The sequence below is a fragment of the Corallococcus sp. bb12-1 genome (assembly GCF_026626765.1).
Taxonomy (GTDB): Bacteria; Myxococcota; Myxococcia; order Myxococcales; family Myxococcaceae; genus Corallococcus; species Corallococcus terminator.
This window is the reverse complement of the sequence record NZ_JAPNJZ010000006.1, coordinates 1-26,513: the sequence shown is the minus strand read 5'-3', so window position 1 is coordinate 26,513 and position 26,513 is coordinate 1. Positions and strand designations below refer to the sequence as shown.

General features: G+C 71.1%; 1 protein-coding gene (running past one end of the window). It reads right to left on the bottom strand.

What is annotated here, in order from left to right; all coding sequences use genetic code 11:
- Window positions 1-26,513 carry part of the coding region annotated (locus OV208_RS10660) for a non-ribosomal peptide synthase/polyketide synthase (protein ID WP_267573729.1) on the bottom strand (this coding region is incomplete at its 5' end). Its footprint begins 11,242 nt before the window's first position, so 26,513 of the 37,755 annotated nt are shown.

Sequence of the window (26,513 nt, the reverse complement as noted above, 5' to 3'; positions counted from 1 at the left end):
CGCGTGCGGGTCGTTCCCGCGAAGAGGCGCCAGAGGGCTTCGTCAATGGACTCGCCGCCCACCAGGAATTGCGACGGCACCCAGGCACGCTCCAGCAAGCCCGCCTCCAGCAGGAGCTTGAGCTGCGACGGGGTGCTGGTCTGCACGTCGATGCGCCGTGCCTCCATCCACGTGAGCATCTGCTCCGGATCCCGGCGCGTGCCCTCGGGGATGATGCAGAGGCAGTGGCCGTCGAGCAGCTTGATGAACGCCTCGATGACCGCGTCGAAGTACAGCGCCGAGTTCAGGCTGACGCGCAACGGACGCTGCCGCGGGTAGAGGTTGCGGCCCAGCGTGTGGTTCAGGTGGACGACGGTGCGGTGCTGCACCATCACGCCCTTGGGCATGCCCGTGGAGCCCGACGTGTAGATGACGTACGCCAGGTTGTCCGGGCCCGCCGAGGGAGGCAGAGGCTCCTCGGAGAGCGCCGCCAGCCAGGTCTGCTCGACGTCGAGCTTCACCACATGGTCCACGTCGGGCTGCCACGCGTCGGCCAGGGCCCGGGTGGTCAGCAGCACGGAGGCACCGCAGTCGCGCAGGAGGAAGTCCTTGCGCGCGGCGGGAGCCGCCGGATCGAGCGGCACGAACGCGCCGCCCGCCTTGAGCACCGCGAGGAACGCGACGAGGGCGTCCGCGGAGCGCTCCAGGGCCAGGGCCACCGTGACTTCCGGGCCCACGCCCAGCGAGCGCAGGTGCCGGGCGAGCTGATTGGCCCGGACGTCGAACTGACGGTAGGACAGCGTCGTCCCCTCGAACTCCAGGGCGTCCGCGTCCGGCGTGCGAACCACCTGCGCTTCGATGCGCCCGTGCAGCGTGGACTCCACGTCGAAGTCCACGACGTCCCCGCGCCCGATGCTCAGGAGCCGGGCGGTTTCTTCAGGCGAGCGGAGGGGCACCTCGGACAACGGCACCTCGGGCCGCACGAGCACGGTCTCCAGCAGCACGCGCAGGTGCGTGGCGAGCCGCTCGATGGTGGCGGACTCGAACAGGTCCGTCGCGTACTGGAGCTGGCCCACGAAGCCATCCGCGTCCCGATTCAGGTCCAGGATCAGTTCGAACTGGGACAGGTCCCGGCTGCCGAAGTGCGCTCCCGTCACGGACAGGCCGGGCAGCGCCATTTCCGGGAGGGGCGCGTTCTGGAGCGCGAACAGCACCTGGAAGAGCGGCGTGCGGGACAGGTCGCGCGTCGTCTGCAACGACTCCACCAGCCGCTCGAACGGGAGGTCCTGGTGTTCGTACGCGCCCAGCGTCGTGGTACGCACCTGCGCCAGCAGCTCCCGGAACGTCGTCCGGGCGCCGAAGCTTCCACGCAGCACCAGCGTGTTGACGAAGAAGCCGATGAGGCCCTCCGTCTCCGCGCGGCCACGGTTCGCGATGGGGGAGCCCACCAGCACGTTGTCCTGACCGGAGTAGCGGTGCAGCACGGTCTGGAACGCCGCCAGCAGCACCATGAAGGGCGTGGCGCCTTCCTTCTGCGCCAGCGCCTCCACCTGTTCGGAGAGGGCGCGCGGCAGGCGCACGGAGACCGTGTCGCCGCGTTGCGAGACGACGGCCGGACGCGGCTTGTCGGTGGGCAGCTCCAGCACGTGGGACGCACCCGCCAGTTGCTGCTTCCACCAGCCGAGCTGTTCCTTCAGCACGTCACCCTGGAGCCAGTCGCGCTGCCACACGGCGTAGTCCGCGTACTGCACCGGCAGCTCCGGCAGGGCCGGCGTCTGGCCGTGGCGGAAGGCCTCGTAGAGGGCGGTGACTTCGCGCACCAGGACCCCCAGCGACCAGCCGTCGGACACGATGTGGTGCACGTGCACCACGAGCACCTGATCCTCCGCCCCCAGCTTCATGAGCAGGGCGCGAATCACAGGGCCCTGCTCCAGGTTGAACGGACGGCGCGATTCCGCGAGGCCGCACCGCTCTGCTTCGGTCTGGCGCTCGGTCGCGTCCGTGATGCCCGTGAGGTCCACGGACTCGAAGGGGACAGTGGCCTCCGAGTGGATGTGCTGCACGGGCTGGCCCGCTTCCACGCGGAATGTGGTGCGCAGCGATTCGTGCCGCGCCATCAGCGCGTTCAGGCTCTTGCGCAACACCCCTTCGTCCAGCGCGCCACGCAGCCGCAGCGGCAACGGCATGTTGTACAGGCTGGAGCCCGGCTCCAACTGGTCGATGAACCACAACCGCTGCTGCGCGAATGACAGCGGCGGCGCCGACGTCCGCTCCGTGCGGACCAGCGGGGGGGCCTGGGTCCGACTGGCGCGGCCCAGCTTCTCGGCCAGGGTGGCCACGGTGGGGGCGCTGAAGAGGTCTCCCAGTGGCAGCTCCACGCCCAGCGTGGAGCGGATGCGCGACACCACCTGCGTGGCCAGCAGCGAGTGGCCACCCAGCTCGAAGAAGTCGTCGTGGATGCCCACGGTTTCCAGGTGCAGCACTTCCGCCCAGATGGCGACGAGCGCCGTCTCCATCGCGTTGCGCGGCGCGGCCACCTCCTCAGTGGAGACGCGCGGCGCCTCCGGGGCGGGCAGGGCCTTGCGGTCCACCTTGCCATTGGCCGACAGCGGCAGGGCGGACAGCTCCACCCAGGCCGTGGGGATCATGTATTCGGGCAACTGCTTCTGGACGAACGCCTTCAGTGCGCCGGGATCGAAACCCTCTCCCGTGGACACGACGTAGGCCACGAGGCGCTTGTCGCCAGTCACATCCTCGCGCGCCAGGACCACCGCCTCCCGCACTTGCGGCGACTGGCGCAGCACCGCTTCGACTTCGCCGGTCTCGATGCGGAAGCCGCGGATCTTCACCTGGAAGTCCATGCGGCCCAGGAACTCCAACGTCCCATCCGCCTGCCAGCGCACCCGGTCGCCCGTGCTGTACAGACGCACTCCCGGCTCCGTCGCGAAGGGGTGGGGGATGAAGCGTTCGGCTGTCAGGTCCGGACGGTTCAGGTAGCCCCACGCGAGGCCATCGCCTCCGACGTAGAGCGCACCCGGCACGCCTACCGGCACGGGCTGGAAGGCTGCATCCAGCACCCACGCGGTGGACTGCGCCAGCGGCCGGCCGATGGGCACGGACAGGCCCACGCTGTCACCAGCACCCAGTGCATACGTGGCGGAGAACGTGGTGTTCTCCGTGGGGCCGTAGCCATTGACGAGCACGGAGCCCGACGGCATCCGCGTCAGGTGCTCACGCACGCGCTCCACCGGCAGCACGTCGCCACCCGCCAGCACCTGCCGCACGCCCGCCAACGCTTCGCCCTGATGGATGACCATCTGCTCGAAGAGCGCGGCGGTGAGCCACAGCGTGGTGATGCCTTCGGTGGTGAGCAGCGCCCCCGTCTCTTCCAAGGACAAGGCCTTCGCCGGAGCCAGCACCAGCTTCGCGCCGTTGAGCAGCGCTCCCCACACTTCCAGCGTGGACGCGTCAAACGCCACGGGCGCCAACTGGAGGAAGACTTCCTCCGGCCCGAAGTGGATGAAGTCGTTGCCGCGCACCAGCCGCACGATGCCGCGCTGGGGCACGCTGACGCCCTTCGGACGCCCCGTGCTGCCCGACGTGAACATCACGTACGCCAGCGCTTCGGCCGGCACTTCCAGCCCCAGCGCCGTCTCCGGCTGCTTCGCAATCACCGCCGCGTCCGCGTCCAGCAGCACCTGGAGGTCCGCCACCGCCGGCAACTCATCCGCCAGCGACTCCTGCGTCACCAGCACGCTGACGCCCGCCTCCTGCAACATCCAGCTGATGCGGTCCGCCGGGTACTTCGCCTCCACCGGCACGTAGGCCGCGCCGGCCTTGAGGATCCCGAGCATGCCCACGATGAGCTCGAACGAGCGCTCCAGGCACAGGCCCACCCGGTCTCCGGGCCTCACGCCCGACCGGCGCAGGTGGTGCGCCAGCTGGTTGGAAGCGCGGTCCAGCGCCGCGTACGTCAGCGTCTTCTCCCCGGACTTCAGCGCGGGCGCATTCGGCGTCCTTGCGGCCTGCGCGGTGAAGAGCCCGGCCACGGAGGCGTCACGCGGGTACTCACGGGACGTGCGGTTCCATTCGACGAGGACCTGTCGGCGCTCCTCATGGGTGAGCAGGGGCAGATCGGACAGCCGCGTGTCCGGTGCGCGGACGGCGGCCTCCAGCAGCAACCGCAGGCGCTGAACCAGGCCAGCCGCCGTCTCGGGGAGGAACAGACTCGAGTTGTAGAGCAGCCAGCCCGTGAACCCGTCAGGCACTTGGGTCAGCACGAGCTGCAGGTCGAAGAGGATGGTGCCCGGATCATGGTCCAATCCCCGGAGCTTCAGCTCCGGAAGCACCAGCTCCGGCATCGGTGCGTTCTGCAGGGTAAACGTCACCTGGAAGAACGGCGTGCGGCGCAGATCCCGCGCGGGCTTCAGGACCTCCACCAGCTTCTCGAACGGGAGATCCTGGTGTTCGTAGGCGCCCAGCGTCGTGGTGCGCACCTGCGCGATCAGCTCGCGGAAGGTCAGCGTGTCCTCCACCTGCGTGCGGATGACGACGGTGTTGGCGAAGAAGCCGATGAGGACTTCGGACTCGGCGTGGCGGCGGCCCGCGATGGGCGAACCGATGAGCACGTCCTCCTGGCCCGAGTACCGGTGCAGCAGCAGTTTGAAGGCCGCCAGCAGCACCATGTACGGCGTGGCGGACACCTGCTTCGCCAGGGTCTCCAACGCGTCGGCCAGCTCGCGCGACAGCTCCACGCGCTCATCCGCCGCCAGGAAGGACTGATGCGCCGGACGCGGGAGGTCCGTGGGCAGGTCCAGGTACGGCGCGGCGCCGTCGAGCTGCCCGCGCCAGTAGCCAAGCTGCTGCTCCAGCACGTCACCCTGGAGCCAGCCGCGCTGCCAGAGCGAGTGGTCGGCGTACTGCACCGCCAGCTCCGGCAGAGGTGAGGGCTGGCCCGTGGAGTAGGCCGCGTAGAGCGCGCCCACCTCCCGCACCAGGACGCCCACGGACCAACCGTCGGAGATGATGTGGTGCGTGTTGAGCACCAGCACGTGCTCGTGGGGGTCCAGCTTCAACAGGAGCGCGCGGAACAGCGGGCCCTGCTCCAGATCGAACAGCGTCCGCGACTCCTCGAGGGCGAGCCGCTGGGCCTCGGCCTCACGCTCCTCCTTCGACGCCAGGACCGTGAGGTCCACGTTCCGCAGAGGCATGGGGAAGGGCGGGTGGATGACCTGCGACGGCGCGCCCTCATCCGAATGGAAGGTGGTGCGCAGGGATTCGTGACGGCGCACCAACTCGTCGAACGCCGCCAGGAGCACGATGGTGTCCAGCGTGCCTTCGAGCTTCAGCGCGTTCGTCAGGCTGTACGCGGTGCCCGCCGTGCCGAGCTGCTCGATGAACCACAGCCGCTGCTGGGCGAATGACAGCGGGAGCACGTCCGGCCGCTCCCCACGCACCAGCGGAGGCAGGGACGCGCCCGTACCATCGGGACCCTGGAACGAATCAATCAGCGCGGCCAGCGCGGCCACGGTGGGCCGCTCGAAGAACGCGCGCAGGGGCAGCTCCACCCCGAAGTGGGCTCGCACGCGGGCGACCAGCTGCGTGGCCAGCAGCGAGTGGCCACCCAGCTCGAAGAAGTTGTCGTGCCGTCCCACGGTGGGGATGCGCAGCACCTCACTCCACAGCACGGCCAGGGCGATCTCCGTCGGCGTCTCCGGCGCCTCGAAGGTGCGTGTGTCGTGCCGCGTGGCTTTCGGCTCGGGCAGGGCCTTGCGATCCACCTTGCCGTTGGGATTCAGGGGCAGGGAGGGCAGGGCGATGAACGCGGACGGCACCATGTACTCAGGCAGGTGCTTGCGCAGGTGTTCGCGCAACGGGGCGGTCTCCACCTCCGGCACGACGTAGGCCACGAGGCGTGCATCGCCCGGGACGTCCTCGCGGACCAGCGCCACCGCGTCCCGGATGCCCGGGTGCGCGCGCAACGTGGCTTCAATCTCACCCAGCTCGATGCGGTAGCCGCGCAGCTTCACCTGGAAGTCCAGGCGGCCCATGAAGTCCAGCGTCCCGTCCTGCCGCCAGCGCGCCTTGTCGCCCGTGCGGTACATGCGGGCACCGGGCTGCGTGCTGAAGGGGTGGGGGATGAAGCGTTCCGCCGTCAGGTCCGTCCGCCCGCGATAGCCGCGCGCGAGTCCCTCGCCGGAGATGAACAGCTCCCCGGGCACGCCCATGGGCACGGGGTTCAGGTTCGCGTCGAGCACGAACGCGCCCATGTTGACGAGCGGCCGGCCAATGACGGGCACCGGCTGCGACGCCCCCGTGATGCACCACGAGGTGGCGTACACGGTGCCCTCGGTGGGGCCGTAGGCGTTGAAGGCGCGCGTGCGCGTCGACCCGGCGAGGATGCGCCAGGTGACTTCGTCCACCGCCTCACCGGCGACGACGACGAACGCCGGCACGTGGGGGCGCTCCAGCAAGCCCGCCTCCAGCAGCGGCTTGAGCTGCGACGGCGTGCAATCCAGCACGTCGATGCGCTGCTGCTCCAACCACGCGAGCATCCGGTCCGGATCCAGACGCACGTCCTCCGGGACCACGCACACGCAGTGTCCATCCACCAGCTGCACGAGCTGTCCGACGGACACGTCGAAGTAGAGCGGTGCATTGAGGCTCGCGCGCAGGCCCCGCGGCGCCTGGGCGTAGACCGCGTCGGTCATGGCCTGGTGCAGGTGCATCACGGAGCGGTGCTGCACCGCCACGCCCTTGGGCTTGCCGGTGGAGCCCGACGTGTAGAGCACGTAGGCCAGGCTCTCCGGCCCCGCGTTGGACGACGGCGCTTCCGACGACAACTCCGTCCATGCCTTCCGGTCGGTGTCGAGGCACACGACCTCGCGCACCTCGGGCCGCCACGCGTCCGCCAGCGCCTGGCGAGTCAGCAGCACGGAGGCACCGCTGTCCCGCAGGATGAAGGAGCGACGCGCGGCGGGCGCTGTTGGATCCAGGGGCACGAAGGCCCCGCCGGCCTTGAGCACGGCGAGCAGCGCGACGATGGATTCGGCCGACCGCTCCAGGCACAGGCCCACCGTCACCTCGGGGCCCACGCCCAACGAGCGCAGGTGCCACGCGAGCTGGTTGGCGCGCGCGTCGAGCTGGCGGAAGGACAGCGTCGTGTCCTTGAAGGCCACGGCCTCCGCGTCCGGCGTGCGGGCCACCTGCGCTTCGATGCGCCCGTGGAGCGTGGACTCGCGGTCGAAGTCCGCGACGGTGCCACCCAGGTCGCCCAGCAGTCGCTGACGCTCCTCGGTGCCCACGAAGGACAGGGCTGCGAGCGGCGCGTCGGGCCGTTCCAGCGCGGCCTCCAGCAGCAACCGCAGGTGCGCCATGAGGCGTTCGACGGTGGAGCGCTCGAACAGGTCCGTCGCGTAGCCGAGGATGCCGACGAAGCCATCCGCCGCACGGTCGAGGTCCAGGCTCAGCTCGAACTGGGACATGCCGCGTCCCCCGATGTCGGCGGCCTTCACGGACAAGCCGGGCAGCACCAGCTCCGGGAGGGGCGCGTTCTGGAGCGCGAACAGCACCTGGAAGAGCGGCGTGCGGGACAGGTCGCGCGTCGTTTGCAGTGACTCCACCAGCCGCTCGAACGGGAGATCCTGGTGTTCGTACGCGCCCAGCGTCGTGGTGCGCACCTGCGCCAGCAGCTCCCGGAACGTCGTCCGGGCGCCGAAGCTTCCACGCAGCACCAGCGTGTTGACGAAGAAGCCAATCAGGCCCTCCGTCTCCGCGTGACGGCGGTTCGCGATGGGGGAGCCCACCAGCACGTCGTCCTGGCCGGAGTAGCGGTGCAGCACGGTCTGGAACGCCGCCAGCAGCACCATGAACGGCGTGGCGCCTTCCTTCTGCGCCAGGGCCTCCACCTTCTCGGCGAGGACGCGCGGCAGGTGCACGGGCACCGCGTCGCCGCGCCGGGTGGCGACGGCCGGACGCGGCTTGTCGGTGGGCAGGTCCAGCACGTGGGAAGCCCCCGCGAGCTGCTGCTTCCACCAGCCGAGCTGCGCCTCCAGCACGTCGGCCTGGAGCCAGCCGCGCTGCCACACGGCGTAGTCCGCGTATTGCACCGGCAGCTCCGGCAGGGCCGGCGTCTGACCGTGGCGGAAGGCTTCGTAGAGGGCCGTCATCTCGCGCACGAGCACGCCCAGCGACCAGCCGTCGGACACGATGTGGTGCAGGTGGAGCACCAGCACGTGCTCTTCCGCATCCAGCTTCAGCAGCAGGGCGCGCATCACCGGGCCCTGCTCCAGGTTGAATGGACGGCGGGACTCCGCGATGCCGAGCCGCTTCGCTTCGGCCTGGCGCTCCAACGCGTCCTCGATGCCAGTCAGGTCCACGGACTCGAAGGGCGCGGTGGCCCCGGCATGGATGTGCTGCACGGGCTGGCCCGCTTCCACGCGGAACGTGGTGCGCAGGACCTCGTGTCGGGCCATCAGCGCGTCCAGGCTCTGGCGCAACGCGCTTTCATCCACCGCGCCGGTGAACCGAAGCGGCAGCGGCATGTTGTAGAGGGAGCTTCCCGGCTCCAACTGGTCGATGAACCACAGGCGCTGCTGCGCGAACGACAGCGGCGGCGCCACCGTCCGATCCGCCCGGGTGAGCGGCGGCGTCTTGGAGCGGGCGGCATGGGCCATCATCTCGGCCAGCTCCGCCACGGTGGGCGCGCGGAAGAGGTCTCCCAACGGGAGCTCCACGCCCAGGGTGGAGCGGATGCGTGACACCACCTGCGTGGCCAGCAGGGAGTGGCCCCCCAGCTCGAAGAAGTTGTCGTGCCGGCCCACCGCGGGCACGCGCAAAAGCTCGCCCCACAACGTGGCCAGGGCGACCTCGGTGGGCGTCTGGGGCGCCACGTAGGTCCGCGCCACGAGCTGCGAGGCTTCCGGCGCGGGCAGCGCCTTGCGGTCCACCTTGCCATTGGGCGTCAGCGGCAGGACGGGCAGGGTGACCAGCGCGGCGGGCACCATGTACTCGGGCAGGTGCTTGCGCAGGTGTTCACGAAGGGGAGCGGTGTCCACCTCCGGCGCGACGTACGCGACGAGGCGCGCATCGCCCGGCACGTCCTCGCGCACCAGCGCGACCGCGTCTCGGATACCCGGGTGCGAGCGCAGGGTGGCTTCAATTTCCCCCAGCTCGATGCGGAAGCCACGGACCTTCACCTGGAAGTCCAGGCGGCCCATGAACTCCAACGTCCCGTCCTCCCGCCAACGGGCCTTGTCGCCCGTGCGGTACAGGCGCGCTCCAGGCTCGGTGCTGAACGGATCGGACAGGAAGCGCTCCGCCGTGAGCTCCGGCCGGCCCAGGTAGCCGCGCGCGACGCCTTCGCCGGAGAAGCACAGCTCGCCCGGCAGGCCGAAGGGCACCAGTTGCTGCCGCGCGTCGAGGACGTAGGCGCGCAGGTTATGGACGGGCCTGCCGATGACGGGGACCGTCTGGGGGGCATCCTGAAGGGGGAACGTCGTGGCGTTGACGGTGCACTCGGTGGGGCCGTAGCCGTTGAAGACCCGCGTGCGCGTCGTCGCGGCGAGCTGCCGCCACATCACCTCGTCCAGCGCCTCACCGCCCACCGACAACAGGGCCGGTAGATGCGCGCGCTCCAACAGCCCCGCCGCCAGCAGGAGCTTGAGCTGCGAGGGCGTGCAGTCCAGCGCGTCGATGCGCCGCTGCTCCAGCCACGGGAGCATCCGCTCCGGATCCAGGCGCACGTCCTCGGGGACGACGACCAGGCAATGGCCGTCGAGCAGTTGGATGACCTGTTCGATGGAGGCATCGAAGTACAGCGGCGCGTTGACCGTGATGCGCTGAGCGCGCGGCAGACCCGCGTAGATGGTCCGCGTCAGCGAGCGATGCAGGTTGAGCACCGAGCGGTGCTGCACCATCACGCCCTTGGGCGTGCCGGTGGAGCCAGACGTGTAGATGACGTACGCGAGGCCTTCCGGACGGGCCGACGCGGGCAGGGCCTCCCCGGAAAGCGATGCCAGCAACGCCTGAGCCTGCTCGGAGTCCAGGCGCACCACGTGCGCCACGTCGGGCTTCCACGCGTCCGCCAGGGCGCGCGAAGTGAGCAGCACGGACGCACCGCAGTCCCTCAGCAGGAACGACTTGCGCGCGGCGGGGGCCGTCGGATCCAGGGGCACGAAGGCGCCTCCGGCCTTGAGCACGGCGAGCAACGCGACGATGGCCTCCGCCGACCGCTCCAGGCACAGGCCCACCGTCACCTCGGGGCCCACGCCCAACGAACGCAGGTGCCGGGCCAGTTGGTTGGCGCGCGCGTCGAGCTGGCGGAAGGACAGCGTCGTGTCCTCGAACACCACCGCGTCCGCCTCCGGCGTGCGGGCCACCTGTTCTTCGATGAGCCCGTGCAGCGTGGCGTCGCGCTCGAAGTCCAGGGCTTCGCCGGACAGCCCACCCAGCAGCCGCACCTGCTCGTCGGGCGCGAGCAGTGACACGTCGGACAGGCGCGCGTCGGCCTGGGCCAGCGACAACAGCGCCAGGCGCCAGTGACCCAGCACGCGCTCCACCGCGTCCCGCGTGAGGCGGTGCGTGTCGTAGCCCAGGTGGAGCTGGAGATCGCTGCCGGGCAGCACCGAGGCCGTGAGGGGATAGTGGGTGCTTTCCCCTGCCTGCAGGTCGCGGATGTCGAGCTCCGTGGAGCGCTTCAGCAGCGACTCATCGATGGGGAAGTTCTCGAAGACCATCAGGGTGTTGAAGAGCGCGATGCCTCGCGGCATGTCGCTCCAGCCCGCCGCGGTGACCAGCGGCGTGTGCTGGTGCTGCTCGAGGGCCAACTGCTGCTCCTGGAGCAACTGGAGCCAGGGCAGCAGGGGCGCGTGCTCGTCGGGAAGCTGGATGCGCACCGGCAGCGTGGTGATGAGCATGCCCAGCATGGCCTCCGCGCCCGGAAGCTCCGGAGGACGGCCCGCGAGCGTAGTGCCGAAGAGGACGTCCTGCGTGCCTGCGTAGCGCGCGAGCACCAGGGCCCACGCCGCCTGCGCCAGCGTGTTGAGCGTCAACTGGTGCTGACGCGCGAACGCCTGGAGGGCCGTGGTGTCCTCCGTCGACAGGTACAGCCGGATGCTGTCCTGCTTCGAGGGCTCGCCGGGCCGCGCGGTCGAGGGCTGCTCGGCGGGCACGGGCGTGGGGACGGACAGGCCGGAGAGCCGGGCGCGCCAGAAGCGCTCGTCCTCGGCGGCGTCGGTCCGCTGCAACCACGCGATGTAGTCCCGGAACGGAGGCCTCGCCGGGGGCGTGGGCGTCGCTCCTGAACGGAAGGTGTCGTAGAGCGCGAAGACCTCCTGGAAGAACAGGCCGGAGCTCCAGCCGTCCAACAGCAGGTGGTGGTGGTTCCAGATGAAGTGCCAGTGCTGATCCGCCAGGCGCACGCCCACCAACCGCATCAGTGGGGGCCGCGACACGTCAAAGCCGCGATTGCGTTCGGCCTCCACCTCCACCAACCGCGCGAGCCCGTCCTGCTGCGCTTCCGGGGACAGGTGCCGCAAGTCGTGAACGTCGAATGGCAGCACGGCATGCGAGTGCACCACCTGGAGGGGAGCCTCCAGGTCCCGCCACGCGAAGCCCGTGCGCAGGATGGGGTTGCGGTCCACCGCCGCCTGCCACGTCTTCTGGAACAACGCGATGTCCACCGCCGAGTGGATCGACCAGGTGCGCTGCTCGAAATAGAAGGCGGATTCCGGCGTCGCGAGGACATGGAACAACATGCCCTGCTGGAGCGCGGAGAGCGGGTAGAGGTCCTCCACGGTGGGCCCCTGCGAGGCCAACAGCGTGTCGAGCGCGGGCTGGGAGATGCGCGCCAGGGGGAAGTCGCCCGGCGTCATCCGGCGCGAGTCCTCGGAGTGCCGCTGCGCGATGAGCGTGCGCAGCGACGAAACGAAGCGCTGCGCCAGGGCCTCGACGGTGGAGGCGTGGTGCAGGTGCTGGCTGTAACCGAAGAACATGCCCAACTGGCCATCCCGCACCGAGCCGTTGACGATCAGCAGGTGCGTCCGGAGGGCCTGGGGGGCCACCGTCGTGCCGGCCGCCTCATCCCCCAGCGTGAAGAGCGTGCTGGCGTCGGATGCGCCGTCGAGCTGGCCCAGGTAGTTGAACGCCACCTGCGCCCGGGGGAAGGCCGCCATCCGCTGACGGACTTCCGCGGGCCCCATGAAGCGCAGCAATCCGAAGCCGATGCCCTGGTCGGGCCACTGGCTCAGCGTATCGCGCACCGCGCGCAGGCTGTCGCCTGGGGTGCCCCCGGGGGGCAGCCGCAGCAGCGCGGGCGTCAGCGACGTGAACCAGCCCACCGTGCGCGACACGTCCGCGTCCGCGAACAGCTCCTGGCGGCCATGGCCCTCCAGGTCGATGAGCGCGCTCGACTGGCCGGTCCATTCGCGCAGCGCGAGCGCGAGCGCCGTCAACAGCACGTCGTTGATCCGGGCCCGCCAGCCCGCGGGGGTCTCCTGAAGCAGCAGCCGGGTCTCCTCCGCGTCCAGTTGGACGGAGATTGCCCGCTGCGACCCATGGGTGTTGGCACCCGAAGCGTCGACGGGGAGCGGGACGACGTCGTGGCGCGCTTCGTCCAGCCACAGCGCCGTCTGGGCGTGCAGCGCATCGGAGAGGGCGTGGGTTTCCAGCCGGCGCGTCCAGGACAGGAAGGACGTCGTCTTGCCAGGAAGCACTGCGGGGCGCCGCTCACTCAGTTGCAGGTACGCGGCCTCCAGGTCCTCGATGAGCACGCGCCAGGAGACGGCATCCACCACGAGGTGGTGGATGATGAGCAGCAGCCGTTGCTCCCGCCCGGGGCCGAAGTGGAAGAGGGCGGCGCGCACCAGGGGAGGCTGGGCCAGATCGAAGCTCGCCTGGAGCCGGTCCGCCTGCTCCTCCATGACACGAGGACGGGCCTCCGTCGGGATTTCGGAGAGATCCACCTGGAGCAACCGGAACGGAGCCTCCTCGAGCGAGGCGTTGTGCTGACGCCAGGAGTCACCCTCACGGCTGAAGCGCAGGCGCAGGGCATCGTGGTGGGAGATGAGCAGTTGGAGCGCCTGCTCCAGGAGTGCCGCCTGGAGCGGCTGACGGGCCCGCAGCAGCAGCGGCATGTTGAAGTGGTGGGCGTGTTCAGGATCGCCCTCCAGCAGTTCGAGCTGGATGGGCGTGAGGGGCACCGAGCCCACCACGGGGCCCTGTTCCGCCAGGCTGCCCGCGCTGACCTTCGCCACGTTCGCCAGCGCGCCCAGGGTGGGGTGCTGGAAGAGGTCGCGCACGGAGATCCGCACGCCGGCCTGACGCGCGCGCGCGACGACCTGGATGCTGATGATGGAGTCGCCGCCCAGATCGAAGAAGTTGTCGTCGACGCTCACGCGTTCGACGCGCAGCACCTGGGTCCAGATCCCCGCCAGCCGCTGCTCCATCTGCGTACGGGGCGCGACGTACTCACGCCGCGAGGCGCGCAGGCCCTCGGGGGCCGGCAGGGCCTTGCGGTCCAGCTTCGCGTTCGCCGTCAGCGGCAGGGCCGTGAGGGGCACGAACGCCGACGGCAGCATGTACTCCGGCAGCCGCTGCTCAAGGAACGTGCGCAGCACGGCCGGGTCCAGCTCCAGGTCCTGGTTCGCGACGAAGTAGGCGACCAGCCGCTTGTCGCCGGGCACGTCCTCGCGCACCACCACAACGGCCTCCCGAACGTACGCGTGGGTCCGCAGCGCGGCTTCCACTTCCGCCAGCTCGATGCGGAAGCCGCGCACCTTCACCTGGTGGTCCACGCGGCCCAGGAACTCCACCACCCCGTCCGGACGCCAGCGCGCCAGGTCGCCGGTGCGGTACAGGCGCTCGCCCTGCGTCGAGGAGAAGGGGTTTGGGACGAAGCGCTCGGCGGTCAGATCCGGACGCGACGCGTAGCCGCGCGCCAGGCCATCACCGCCGATGAAGAGCTCACCGGGAACGCCCGGGGGCACCGGCTGCCCGTGCGCATCCAGCACGTAGAGCTGCGTCGCGTTGATGGGCCGGCCCAGGGGAATGGACGTGCCCACCTGGGCCGCGTCCGTCATGCGGTGCGTGGAGGCGAAGACCGTCGTCTCCGTCGGGCCGTAGCCGTTGCTGACGGGGATGCCCAGGCCCTCCAACACGCGGCGCACGTGGTGCGGCGGGACGACGTCGCCGCCGGTGAGGATCTGCCGCAGCCCCCGCAGGGCTTCGGGCTTCAACTCAACCACCTGCGCGAAGAGGCCCGCGGTCAGCCACATCGTGGTGACGCCGTGCCGCTGGAGGATGCTCTCCAGCAACTCCAGGTCCGACGGGGAGCTGGGCGGGAAGACGACGAGACGCCCGCCGAAGAGCAACGGGGCCCAGATCTCCAGCGTGGAGGCGTCGAACGAGATGGGCGCCATGTGCAGGAACACCGTGTCCGGCCCCAGGTCCACGTAGGACGCGTTGTGCAGGAGGCGCAGCACGTTGCGGTGCTCCACCGCCACGCCCTTCGGACGGCCCGTGCTGCCGGACGTGAAGTCCACGTAGGCCAGGTGGCGCGCGTGCGTCCCCGCCTTCACAGGCGACGTGGGCCGCCCGTCCAGTCCCAGCTTCTCCACGAAGAGGCAGGGCAGGTAGTCATCCACGTCCAGCTTCGCGCGCACCTCCTGCGTCGTCAGCAGCAGCTTCGGCGGCGCGTCCTCCAGCATCGCGGCCAGCCGGGGCGCCGGGTACGCCGCGTCCAGCGGCAGGTACGCGCCACCGGCCTTGAGGATGGCGAGCAGCGCGACGATGAGCTCCACCGAGCGCTCCAGGCACACGGCCACCAGCACATCCGGCCCCACGCCCTTCTCGCGCAGCAGGTGCGCCCACTGGTTCGTGCGCGCATCCAGCTCCCCATACGTGAGCCGCGCATCCCCGAACTCCAGCGCCACCGCGTCCGGCCGGAGCGCGGCCTGCTCCATGAACAGATCCTGGATGCACGCGTCGCGCGGGTATTCGCCGCCCGTCGCGTTCCACTCCACCAGCACCTGCGCGCGCTCCACCGCGTCCATCAACGGCAGGTGCGCGAGCGGCGCCTCCGGGTGGGCGGCGACCTGCCGCGCGAGCGCCACGAGGTGCCTCGCCATCCGGGCCACGGTCGCCTCGTCGAAGAGGGCGGTGGGGTACTCGAAGCGGCAGGAGAGCCCCGTACGGCTTTCCCAGACATCCAGACCCAGGTCGAACTTGGCCGTGTCCGTGGAGACGTCCACCGGGGTCAGCTCCAGCGACGGCAGCTGGGCCTTGGCCTCCGGCGTGTTGAGCACGTTGAGGACGGCCTGGAACAGCGGTGTGCGGCTGAGGTCGCGCGGCAACTGGAGCGTGTCCAGGACCTTCTCGAACGGCGCGTCCTGGCGCGCGTAGGCCTCCAGCGCCTGGGTGCGCACGCGGCCCAGCAACGCACCGAACGACGGCGTCCCCTCCAGCTGCGTGCGGAAGGCCAGCGTGTTGACGAAGCAGCCCAGCAACCCTTCCACCTCGGGGCGCGTGCGACCCGCGATGGGCGTGCCCATGACGAAGTCGTCCTGCCCCGAGTGGCGCGACAGCAGCGTCTGGAAGAGGGCCATCATCACCATGAACGACGTGGCGCCCTGCTTGCGACCCAGGGCCAGCAGGGGCTCCGCCACGTCGGCCGGGAACTGGAAGCTGTAGCGCGAGCCCGCGAAGGACTGCGCCGCCGGACGCGGCCGGTCCGTGGGCAGCTCCAGCACGGGCGCTCCCAGCAGGCGCTGCTTCCACCAGGAGAGCTGCTCCTCCATCACGCCGGCTTCCAACCACTGGCGCTGCCACACCGCGTAGTCCGCGTACTGCACCGGCAGCGGCGGAAGCGGCGACGGCTTCCCCGCGGTGAACGACGCGTAGAGCACCGTCAGTTCGCCCGCGAGCACCATGGTGCACCACGCGTCGGACACCGCGTGGTGGAGCACCAGCGCCAGCACGTGCATCCTCGGCTCCAGGCGCAGCAACTGCGCGCGGATCACGAGCTTCTCCAGATCGAAGGGGATCACCGCGTGGGCCAGGCACAGGCGCGCCAGCTCCACCTCGCGGGCCTCGGGCGTCTCCCCGGCCACGTCCAGCCGCGCCAGGGGCAGGCCGCGCGCCGGGTGGATGATCTGCGCCGCGCTCTCACCCTCCAACGAGTACGTGGTGCGCAGCACTTCGTGCCGGGCCACCAGTTCGTCCAGCGCCGCCTGGAGCGCGGCGACGTCCAGGTCGCCTGTCAGGCGGAACGTGGTCGCGTTGTTGTAGGCGCCACTCTGGGGGTTGAGCTGCTGGATGTACCAGAGCCGCTGCTGCGCGAAGGACAGCGGCAGCGGCTGGTTCCGGGGCACCCGGGGGATGGGCGGCGGCGCGCCAGGCACGGCCGGGGCCACGGCGGGGCGGGGCGCTTCCACCTTGGGACGCGCCGTGGGCGCGGGCAGGCGCGAGGGCAGCGTCACCGGCTCCACGCGGCCATCCTCGCGCAGGCGGGCATGGCGACCGGTGCGGTACAGCCGCGCGGAGACCTCCGTCGGGTGGGGCACCAGCCGACGGTGTTCTTCTGCCTCGGCCTTCCACAGGCCCCGGGGCAGACCCGCGCCCGACAGGGCCAGCTCTCCCACCACGCCTTCGGGCACCGGCTGTCCGGAGGGATCCAGCACCCACGTCTGGAGGCTCTTCGGGATGCGCTCGCCCGGCGCACGGGGCAACAGCGCGCCCTCCACGGCGCCACCGGACAGCCACACGTCCACGCCCGCGCTCCGTTGCAGCGCGGAGGCCAGCTCCGCGGACGCGTCCTCCAGCACCAGCGCACCCACGGAGCCCAGGGAGTCACGCGCTCCGGGCAGCTCCGTCAGTGAACGCGCGAGGCGGGCCGACGTGTGCACCAGCACCGCGCCGGACAGCTTCGCCAGCGAAAGGAGGCTCTCCACGCCCTGGCCGCTCTCCACCAGCACCTGCTCCTGCCGCGCGACGCCTTCGTTCTCCAGCAGCTCGCGCACGCGGGCCAGCCGGCGCAGGCCCTCCAGTACCACCGGGGTGCTCAGGCCGAAGTCGATGAGGGCCGCCACCTCGTCCACGTCCGCGCCCTGCACCTCGCGCAGGCGCTTCAGGCCGCTCTCCATGGAGCCGACCAGACCCGTCATCCGCGCGTGGTGCTCGAAGGTGTGCTCCAAGAGCGCGTTGATGTCGTCGGGCGACAGCTTGTTGATTTCCCCCTGGTAGCCCTGGGCCACCAGCAGCGACGTGACGATGTCCGTGGAGCCCCGGAAGTAGCCGAGCAGCGGCTGGCGCACGACGCGCCACACCTCCGCCTCGTCGTCGCCCAGGTACGTGTGCAGCATCACCGTGATGTGGCCCCGGCCCGGGTGGCCGTTGCGCCGCCACGCCTCGCGGTAGAGGGCGACCTTCGGCTTCAGCTCTTCCAGCGAGTGCGACATCAGGCCCGTCAGCACGCCCGCGCCCAGCTCGCCCGCCAGCCGGAACGTCTCCGGGTTCGCCGTGGCGGTGAGCCACACCGGCAGTTCCTTCTGGACGGGCTTCGGGCGCAGCGCCAGCTCCACCGTCGTGCCCGCTCCCGCCGGCCGCGTCACCTTCTCGCCGCGCCACAGCGCTCGCAGCGTCTTCAGGTTCTTGAGCAGGATGTTGCGCCGGTCCTCGTAGTTGCCCGGCGCGAAGGTGAAGTCGTGCACGTGCCAGCCCGTCGCCACCGACATGCCCACGCGGCCCTGCGACAGGTTGTCCACCACGGACCACTGCTCCGCGATGAGCAGCGGGTCATGCAGCGGCAGCACCACGCTGCCGGAGCGCAGGCGCAGGTTCTTCGTGACGGTGGCGATGCCCGCGGCCACCACGGCCGGCTGCGGGTAGAGGCCGCCGAAGGAGGCGAAGTGCCGCTCCGGCGTCCACACGGCGGAGAAGCCGTTGACGTCCGCGAACTTCGAGCCTTCGATGAGCAGCTCGTACTTCGGGCCGGTGAGGGTGTCCTCGTCGTTGGCGAAGTAGATGAGGCTCAGGTCCATGGCCTTCGCCCGGCGCCCCGCGCCTCCCACGTTCACCAGCCGCGCCGTCACCTGCTCCGACGGGAACACCACGCGCATCCCGCGCGAGAGGGCCCAGAGCGCTTCCAGGTCCGGACGGTCCGCCGCGGCCTCGCCCGCGGCCAGCCACGCGCCGCCGTCGGTGGGGGACAGCCGCGCGTCCAGCGCGAGGAAGAACTCCGCCAGCTCCAGGTGGCCCAGCGCCCATGCGGGCTGACCCGCGCCCATGGGCAGCAGCCACGCCAGGGTGTCAGCACTCCCTCGACCCGACACCGCCGGGGTTCCGGCATCGGTGGGCGCGGCGACGTCTTCCACGTACAGCGTGCGTGAGGCCTCCACGCGCATGGAGGCGACAAGCTCGCGAGTGGTGACGAGCGCCGGCACGCGCGCGCCGTCGGGGGCGTAGAGGGACACGCCGCCCAGGTCCGTGGGGCTCAGCGCGACCACCGCGCCGCCGGCCTCCAGCACCGCCCACAGCGCGATGAGCTTCTCCGGAGAGGGCAGCAGGCTCACGACCACGGGCGCGCCGTCCTGCACCCCGAGCGACCGCAGCCGCTCCGCCAGCGTCCGCACCTGGGTGCCCAGTTGGCTCCAGGTCCAGTGCACGTCACCGCGTGACACGGCGACGGCGTCCGACTGACGGGCGCGCCGGTCCGCCAGGAGGGCGGGCACGGAGGTGAAGCCGGACACGGTGCGGAGATTCGGCCACGCGCGGCGTTCGGACTCGGTGGACAGCGGCAGGTGGGAGACCTGCGTGTCGGGCCTGGTGAGCGCGGCGGACAGCAGCACCTGGAAGTGCGCCATGAAGCGCTCGGCGAACGCGGCGTCGAACAGCTCCGTCGCGTACTCCAGCACGCCGTGGAGGCGGCCGGGGGACTCGGAGAGCACCAGCGTGAGGTCGGCCAGCGTGCCGCCCCATTGCACGGGCGTGCCGGGCACCTCCACCAGCGAGCCGCGCATCCCGTTGAGTTCCAGCGTCATCCCGCCCGCGCTGGCGCCAGAGTGGAAGACGAACACGGAGTCGGCCATGCGGCCCTTACCGATGTCCTTGCCGGGCACGAGCGCTTCCACCAGGTATTCGTAGGGCACGTCCGGCCGCGCCTGGGCGTCCGCCACCTCCTCGCGCACCTGGGCCAGCAGGTCACGGAAGGTCGGGTCGCCCACGAAGCGGGTGCGGAACGCGGCCGAATGCGCCACGTAGCCGATGAGCGGGAAGAGCTCTGGCCGGGTGCGATTGGCGATGGGCGTGCCGACGATGAGGTCCGTCTGGCCGCTGTAGCGGTGCAGCAGCGTCTGCCATGCCGTGAGCACGGTCATGTACGGGGTGAAGCCCTCGCGCCGGGAGAAGGCCGACAGCTCCCGGGCGAGCGCGGACGGCATCTCCATGGTCATGCGCGCGGAGTTCAGCGTGCTGTGCGCGGTGCGGGGCCGGTCCGTGGGCAGGTCGATCTGCCGGGGCATGCCGGCCAGCCGCTGACGCCACCACTGCTCCTGCTCCGGCAGGCGCGCTTCGGCGATGCTCTGGCGCTGCCACTGGCCGAAGTCCGCGTACTGGAGGGGCAGCGGGGGCAGGGGGGACGGACGGCCTTCGATGAAGGCGTCGTAGAACTGGCCCAGTTCGTGGACGAAGAGCGTCACGGACAGCGTGTCGCAGACGATGTGGTGGATGCCGACCACCAGCATGTGCACGTGCGTTTCCAGGCGCACGAGCGTCGAGCGCATCACGGGACCCTGGACGAGGTCGAACGGCGCCGCGGCGTCCTCGCGGGCGATGCGCAGGGCTTCGGCTTCGCGCGTCTCCAGCGGTCCCCGCAGCTCCACGCGCGTGAGCGGGATGTGAACGTGGTCGTGGAAGCGCTGTACGGGCCGGCCGTCCACCGTGTCGTAGGTGGTGCGCAGGGCTTCGTGCCGGTGGACGATCTCCTGGATGCCACGCTCCAACACGTCGGCGTTCACGACGCCTTCGAGCCGCAGCACGAACGGGATGTTGTACGCGGACAGGCCGGGCAGGTGCTGCTCCAGTCGCCAGACGCGCTCCTGCACATAGGACAGGGCCAGCTCCCCGGTGCGCTCCAGTGGCACCAGGGGCAGCTCCACGGACACCTGGGCCTGGGGGGCCTGGAGCAGCAGCGGCTCCAGGCGCTGGGCGATGCCCGCGACGGTGGGGGCTTCGAAGAGCGCGGCGAGCGGAAGCTGCACGCCGAAGGTGTCACGCACCTGGTTGAGCAGCTGGGCGGCCGTCAGTGAGTTGCCGCCGATTTCGAGGAAGTTCTCCTCCCGGCCGACGAAGTCCAGGCCCAGGCGATCGCGCCACAGCGCGGCCACGCGTTCCTCCACGTCACCGCGCGGTGCGCCCTCGCGGCCCGCGGGGACGGCAACGACGGCCAGGGGTTCGGAGGCGGTGTGAGCGGAGAGTCCCGGCAGCAGGGGACGCGCGATGTCATGCGCCGCAGGGGAACCCGAGCCCGTGGGCTGGAACGCCCCCTCGTGGAGCGACTGCGCGATGCCGGGCACGGACACTGGCGGCGGCATGGCGCTGGCCGTCGGGGCATGGAGGTGCGCAGACGGCGGGCCCGCGTGCTCCGGGGCTTCGGTGGGTGACAGTGTCACCGTGGCCACGCGACCCGTGGGCGCCAGCGCGGCGGGGCCCGATCCGGTGGTGGGCGCGCGGCCGGCGAAGGGCGCCGACGCGAAGGACGAGGTTTCACCCGTGGATGCGACCTCCGTGGACGGCGACGAAGTGCCATGCGTCCCGGACGTGGCGGCAGGCGGAGCCGCGAAGCCCTGGGCCGGAGCCGTGACGGTCGCCCCGGACACGGGCTGCGGCGCACGCAAGGGCGCGCCCGGCGGCATGAACGAAGAGGGCAGGGCGCGGGCTCGCGCCTGGACCCAGACGTCCTTCTCCTGGAACGCGTACGTCGGCAGGTGCAACCGCAGGCGCTGCTCGTGCGCGTAGAAAGCGCTCCAGTCCACGGCGACACCCGCGGTCCACAGCTCGCCCACGCCCTGGAGCCAGCCCTGCGGCTCCGTCGTCGTCCCACCCCGCCGCAGCGTGGCCAGCGCGCGGACGCGGTCGCGGTCCTGCCCCAGGCTCGCGCGCACCAGCGGCGTAAGGTCCTGACCGGGCCCCACCTCCAGCAACACCCCGCAGCCCTCTTCCAGCAGCGCGCCCACCGCATCGGTGAAGCGCACCGGCTGGCGCATCTGCTCCGTCCAGTACCCCGGCTCCGTCAGCTGCCCCGGCCGTACGAACGTCCCCGTGAGGCTGGACGCGTAGCGCACCGTCGGCTCCGAGCGGTGGAGCGAACCCACCACCCGCGCCAGCTCCGGCATCAGCGGCTCCACGTCCGCCGAGTGGAACGCATGCGGCGCGGGCATGCGCACCGCGCCTGCCTTGCGGCGCTCCAACTCCTGCTTCAGCCGCTCCACCTCGTCGACAGGCCCGGACACCACGCACCGGTCCGGCGCGTTCACCGCCGCGAGCGTCAGCCGGCCCGTCAGCAGTGGCACCACCTGCGTCTCCGGCAGCGCCACCGCGAGCATCGCCCCCGGCGGCATGCGGTGCATCAACTCCCCGCGCGCCACCGCGAGGCGCATCCCGTCCTCCAGGGACAGCACGCCCGCCACGCACGCCGCCGCGTACTCCCCGAAGCTGTGCCCCAGCACCGCGTGCGGCGCCACGCCCAGGTCCTTCCACAGCCGCGCCAGCGACACCTGCACGCTGAACAACGCAGGCAGCGCCACGCGCGTGTCCGCGAGGCTCGCCGTGACGTCCGCGCCCTCCGCCGGACGCAGCAGCGCCGACACGCGCTCCCGCAGTGGCGCATCCATCAGCGCGAGGCACGCGTCCAGGTGCGCGCGGAACAGCGGCGAGGCTTCCGCCAGCTCGCGTCCCATGCCCACCTGCTGCGCACCCTGGCCGGAGAACACGAACGCCACGCGCGGCGCGCGGTTCGTGCCCTTCGCGGCCGTCGCCGGCTTCTGCAGCTGCTTCGCCAGGTCCTCCGCGTCCTTCACCACCAGCGCGCGGCGGAATTCGAAGACCTTGCGGCCCACCGCGTGCGTGAAGGCCAGGTCCGCCAGGGACAGCTCGGCCCCACTTGCCTGCGCGTGCGCGTCGAGCTGACGGGACGCCGCCTCCAACGCCTCGGGCGTGCGCGCGGACAGCACGACGAGCTGGTGGGAACGCGTGGTGGAGCCACTCTGCCGCATGGGTGCTTCCTCAAGAATGGCGTGGGCGTTGGTGCCACCAATGCCGAACGAGCTGACCGCGGCGAGGCGGGGCGTCTCCCCCCGGGGCCACGAGCGCAGCTGGGTGTTGACGAAGAACGGGCTCGCCGCGAAGTCGATCTGCGGGTTGGGCCGTTCGAAGTGGAGGCTGGGCGGGATCTCGCCGTGGTGCAGCGACAGCGCGACCTTGATGAGGCCCGCGAGGCCCGCCACCGTGTCCAGGTGGCCGATGTTCGTCTTCAACGACGCCAGCGCGATGGTGCCCTGGTGCTCCGCTCCCAGGCCGTACGCGCGCGTCAGGGCCGCCACTTCAATCGGGTCGCCCAGCGGCGTCGCGGTGCCATGGGCCTCCACGTAGCCGATGGCTTCCGGTGACACGCCGGCCTTCGTCAGTGCTTGCGTGACGACCGCCGCCTGCCCCAGCACGCTGGGCGCGGTGAAGCCGGACTTATGCCGGCCGTCGTTGTTGATGGCCGACCCCCGGATGACGGCGTAGATGGCGTCGCCATCCCGCACCGCGTCCTCCAGGCGCTTGAGCACCACCGCGCCCACGCCGTTGCCCGCCAGCGTGCCCTGCGCCTTCTCGTCGAAGGCGCGGCAATGGCCATCCGGCGAGAAGATGAGTCCATCCTGGTACACGTAGCCCGTGCGCTGCGGCACCGACAGGCGCGTCGCGCCCGCGAGCGCCACGTCGGACTGGCCCACCTGGAGGCTCTGGCAGGCCAGGTGCACCGCGACGAGGCCGGTGGAGCATGCGGTGTAGAGCAGCGTGCTCTCACCCGTGAGCCCCAGCTTGAAGGACGTCTTCGTCGCCAGGCTTTCGTGCGTGGCGGTGCCGTGCAGCTCCATGTAGGAGGCGGCGTCCAGCGGCATCGACTGGCGCACGGCGTCCGCGTAGCCGGAGCTCGTGGCGCCCGCGTACAGCGAGATGGCACCCGGGAAGCGGTCCGGATCCACGCCCGCGTCCTCCAGCGCCGCCCAGGCCGTCTGGAGGAACAGCCGCTGCTGCGGGTCGGTGAACTGGGCCTCGCGCAGGGGCATGTCGAAGAAGGCGTGGTCGAACTTCTCCACGCCTTCGATGACACCGCCCGCCGCGACGAAGGCCGGGTGGTGCCACAGCTCCAGCCCCTCCGGCAGCCCGGGCAGGTGCTCCAGTTCCTCCGGCGTGAAGCGGCGGATGGACTCCACGCCGCCGCGCAGGTTGCTCCAGAACTCCTGCACCGACATGGCGCCCGGGAAGCGACCCGCGAGCCCGATGATCGCGATGGAGCCGGAGGTGGCGGACTTCCGCGCCTCGCTCGGACGGTGCGCGGGCGCCGGCGTCACGGGTTCGGAGGAGGCCGAGAGGCCTGCCGACTCGCGCTCCAGGCGTCGGGCCAGGTCATGCACGGTGGGGTGCTCGAAGAGCCACACCACGGGCACCTCGCGCTGGAGTTCCTCGCGCAGGCGCGCGGCGATGCGCACCACGGACAGCGACGTGCCGCCCAGATCCTCGAAGAGCTGATCGTGCACGCCCACGCGGTCGGCACCCAGCTCCCGGGCGAAGACGGCGGCCATCCGCTGCTCCAGCGGATCGGTGGGTTCGACGAAGCGTCCCTGACGGCCAGTGGTCGCGGCGTCCGGCGCGGGCAGGGCCTTGCGGTCCACCTTGCCGCTGGGATTCAGGGGCAGGGTGGCGAGCATCACGAACACCGACGGCACCATGAACTCCGGCAGCCGCTGCCGCAGGCCCGCGCGCAGCGACGCGGAGTCCAGCGGGTGGCCTTCCCGGGGCAGCAGGTAGGCCACGAGCCGCTTGTCGCCGGGCACGTCCTCGCGCACCACCACGACCGCCTCCTGCACGGCGGGCAGGTGGCGCAGGGCGGCCTCCACCTCCATCAACTCGATGCGGAAGCCGCGCACCTTCACCTGGTGGTCGGCGCGGCCCAGGAACTCCAGCACCCCGGTGGGAAGCCAGCGGACCATGTCGCCCGTGCGGTACAGCCGGGCGCCGGGCGTGGTGCCCTGCGCATCCGGGATGAATCGCTCTGCTGTCAGGTCGGGGCGTGACACATAGCCCCGCGCCAGACCCTCACCGCCGAGGAACAGCTCCCCCGGCACGCCGACCGGTACCGGGCGCAGCCGCGCATCCAGCACGTAGGCATGCGTGTTGTAGAGCGGCGCACCGATGGGCACCGACAGCCCCGGCACCAACTGATCCGGCCGCTCCACCGTGTAGGTGGACGCGACGACGGAGCACTCGGAGGGCCCATAGCCGTTGGTGATCTGGATGTTCAGCGACTCCAGGGCCTTGCGCACGTGGGGCGCGGAGACGATCTCCCCAGCCACGTTCAGCTCGCGCATGCGCCGCAGGATGTCCATCCGGTGTTCGGCGAGCTGCGCGAAGAGTCCGGACGGCAGGTGGCCGAAGGTGACGCCGTGGCGCTCCACCACCCGGGCGAGCGCGTCCATGTCGCCCGCGACGGCCTGGGCCGGGAAGATGATCAGCCGGCTGCCATGCAGCAGCGGGAGCCACAGCTCCAGCACGGAGCCGTCGAAGGAGATGGGCGCGAAGAGCAGCGTCGTGTCGGCGGGGCCGAAGCGCGCGTAGGGCATCGCGTGCATCAGGCGCAGCAGGCCCCGATGTTCGTTGGCCACGCCCTTGGGCCGCCCGCTGCTGCCGGACGTGAAGATGACGTAGGCCAGGTTGCGCGGGCCCACGTCCACCTCCGGCGCGGTGACCGGATGGGAGGCCAGGGGCAGCTCCTCCACGAAGAGGCACGTCAGGGAGGCATCGTCGGCAAGGGGCAGCCGCCCCCGCAGGGCTCGCGTGGAGAGGACGAGCTTCGGCCGCGAATCCTCCAACATGAAGGTCAACCGCTGCGCGGGATACGAAGCGTCCATCGGCGCGTAGCAGCCGCCGGCCTTGATGACGCCGAGCGCGGCGACGACGAAGACCACCGAGCGCTCCAGGCACAGCGCCACCAGCACGTCCGGCCCCACGCCCCGGCCCCGCAGCTCATGGGCAAGCTGGTTGGCCCGAGCGTCGAGCTGCGCGAACGTCAGCCGTTCGTCCTCGGACTCCACCGCGATGGCGTCCGGATACCGCGCGACCTGCGCCGCGAACATCGCCGAGACGTTGCTGTCGGAGGGGTAGGGGTGGGCGGTGTCGTTCCAGTCGACGAGCACCTGCTGGCGCTCGGCCGGCGTGAGCCAGGGCAGCGAGGACAGCGGCACGTCCGGGCTCGCGACCGCGGCCTCCATCAACACACGCAGGTGGCCGGCGAGCCGGACCATGGTGTCGCGGTCGAAGAGGGCGGTGCCGTATTCGATGAAGCCGCGAAGACCGTCCGGGGCTTCCGCGAGCACGAGGCCCAGATCGAAGCGCGCCGCGGCCGTGTCCACGTCCAGCATCCGCAGCGTGAGGCCCGGCACCTCGAGCGTTCCACCGGGCGTGTTCTGCAGCGCGAAGAGGGCCTGTACCAGCGGCGTGCGGCCCAGGTCGCGCTGGACCTGAAGCTCTTCCACCAGCTTCTCGAACGGGAGGTCCTGATGCTCGTAGGCCGCGAGCGTCGTGTCGCGCACCTGCGTCAGCAGCGCGCGGAACGAGTCCTCCGGACGCACGCGGGCGCGCAGCACCAGCGTGTTGACGAAGAAGCCGACCAGTCCCTCCAGCTCACCGTGGTTGCGACCCGCGATGGGCGAGCCCACCAGCAGATCCTCCTGCCGGCTGTAGCGCGACAGCAGCAGCTGCCACACGGACAGCAGCGCCATGAACGACGTGGCGCCCTCCTGTCGCGCGAGCGCCCCCAGGCGATCGCTGAGGACGCGGGGCAGGTGCAGGGGGAGCAGCGCGCCATGAGGGGAGCGCGGCGAGGGACGCGGCTTGTCGATGGGCAGATCCAGGACCTGCGGCGCCCCGGCGAGCTGTTCCTTCCACCACGCGACCTGCTGCGCCAGCACGTCGCCCTGGAGCCAACCGCGCTGCCAGGAGGCGAAGTCGGCGTACTGCACGGGCAGGGCCGGGAGCTGGGGCGTCGTCCCGGAGGCGAACGCCGCATAGGCCTCCGCCACCTCGCGCACCATCACGCCCACGGACCAGCCGTCGGACACGATGTGGTGCATGCCCAGCACCAGCACGTGGTGCTCCGGGGCCAGCCGCAACAAGCGGGAGCGCAGCAGGGGGCCGTTGCCCAGATCGAAGGGCCGGCGCGTCTCCTCCAGCGCCAGCCGGTGCACCGCCGCCTCGTGGTCCTCGGGAGGCAGGGTGCC